A 1,918-nucleotide genomic window follows, 5' to 3' on the forward strand; every position below is an offset into this window, starting at 1 on the left:
GAGACCCGCCAGCAACTGTTGACCACACCAGAGGGCTGGCAGGGGCTTAGCCGGGATCAGGAAGGAAAACCGAGTCAGGTACTGAGCCACCGGCTGGCAAACCTGGCGCTGTTTGATGGTGAACCGGGTGAACAGGTTCAGCTCAAACCGGACAATGGTGACAACGACGAGCCCCACTACTGGAGCCTGCTCGGCAACAACCTGCGCCCCCTCTATCTGGTCTGCCACTATCAGGATACCGCCCTCACCCTGCAGCAGGCGCTGCCCCTCGGCATCAGCTACTGCCGGGTCAATCAGGGCGACCCTTACGATCTGCGCGGGCTGATCTGCCGCAAATAACGGCCGTGAAGAGCGATCAGCCATCGCCGTCAGAGCAGCAACTCGGCCAGCTCGCCGAGTGCATTGAGCTCCACATCCGGCAGCAGTTGCAACCCCAACCCGGGCTGCTGGCGATCGTTGAGCCAGGCAGCCCGAAAACCGTGCAAGCGGGCACCCAGCACATCCGTCTCCGGGTGATCCCCCACATGCAGGATCTGGCCGGGTGCCAGCGTGAGGGCCCTCTGCGCCTGCACAAACATGTCCGATGCCGGTTTCATTCTGGTGCCCGCGCCCGCTTTGCAGACCAGGGTGAAGTAATCACCCAGCCCCGCTTGCACCAGGTCCAGGTTGCCGTTGGTGATCGCCACCAGCGGATAGCGCCCGGCCAATCGCGCCAGCAAGTCGTGGGTCGCGGTGCTCACCGCTATCTTGGATCGCTCGGCGAGAAAGGCGGCGAATACCTGCCCGGCCTCCCGGCTGGCGGTGGCGGCCGCCATGCCACCCTGCACCATGGCCTCATGAATGGTGCGCTGACGCGCCAGACTGACATCCTGGCGCAACTCGGGATGGGCAAGCAGCATGGCGCGCTTGAGTGCCAGCCAGTGCGGCTTGTCCAGCATGGCGGTCGCCAGATATTCGCTGCGCAAATGGGCCAGCATCCACTGCTCGGCCCGTTCAATGGCGGGGCCGTTGTCGTAGAGGGTGTCATCGAGGTCGAACGAGATGGCGGCCACCGGCTGCCAGCGGCGATAAAAATGCATTCATGCTCCTTCACGGCGGGGTAACCAGACCCCGTTATTCATCTTCCGGCGTGGCAGGATCCCGCTTTGCTCTGGGATGGGCGTTGTCGTACACCTTGGCCAAATGCTGAAAGTCGAGATGGGTATAGATCTGGGTGGTGGAGAGATCCGCGTGCCCCAGCAGCTCCTGCACGGCCCGCAGATCGCCGGACGACTCCAGCATGTGGGTGGCGAAGCTGTGGCGCAGCTTGTGAGGGTGAATGTGGGCATTGAGCGCCTGCTTGTTGCCCCAGCCATCGAGCCGCTCCTGCACCGAGCGGGCCGACAGTCGCCGCTTGCGCTGCGAGACAAACAAGGCTTCGGCCTCGTCCCCTGCCAGCAGGGGGCGCACCTTGAGCCACTTGTGCAACCACTCCACCGCCATCCGCCCCATGGGCAGCACCCGCTCCCGCGCGCCCTTACCGGTCACCTTGAGCTGACGATCATCGAGCTTGATGTCCGTCAGATTGAGCCCCACCAGCTCCGCGAGGCGCAGGCCGGAAGAGTACATCAGCTCCATGATGGCCCGATCCCGTACCGCCAGCGGATCCTGCTCGTCGGTGATGTTGAGCAACTGATACATCTCATCCACATCGAGGTTTTTCGGCAGCGGTCGCCCCTGCTTGGGAGTCACTATGCCGCGGGCCGGGTTGGCGGTGAGCCGTCCCTGGCGCACCTGCCAATCACAGAAACTGCGCAAGGCGGAGAGCTTGGTGGCGAGGGAGCTGGGCACCAGTCCTGCCTTGTGCATCCGGGTCACCAGATTGCGCACCTGGCTCGCCTCTAGCCGGGCCCAGTCGTTCAGGCCAAGCCTGACCAGC

Annotated in this window: 3 protein-coding genes; 1 reads left to right on the forward strand and 2 read right to left on the reverse strand. The window is 64.0% G+C overall.

Features of this window, described 5'->3' with window-relative positions:
• The coding region (locus tag AAC083_RS02750) for an STY0301 family protein (protein ID WP_258224869.1) at positions 1–339 on the forward strand (339 nt) is incomplete at its 5' end.
• A gap of 29 nt (positions 340–368) precedes the next feature.
• Here the strand turns inward: AAC083_RS02750 and AAC083_RS02755 are convergent.
• Both AAC083_RS02755 and AAC083_RS02760 read right to left on the reverse strand, forming a co-directional pair.
• Positions 369–1,079: an HAD-IA family hydrolase gene (locus AAC083_RS02755; RefSeq protein ID WP_108537969.1), complete on the reverse strand. Its 711-nt coding sequence runs from the start codon at positions 1,077–1,079 to the stop codon at positions 369–371.
• A gap of 34 nt (positions 1,080–1,113) precedes the next feature.
• Positions 1,114–1,918, reverse strand: an 805-nt coding sequence (locus AAC083_RS02760) for a tyrosine recombinase XerC (protein WP_108537970.1), incomplete at its 5' end; no start/stop codon positions are given.

Source organism: Aeromonas sp. HMWF014 (assembly GCF_963878295.1).
In the GTDB taxonomy this organism is placed as follows: Bacteria; Pseudomonadota; Gammaproteobacteria; order Enterobacterales; family Aeromonadaceae; genus Aeromonas; species Aeromonas popoffii.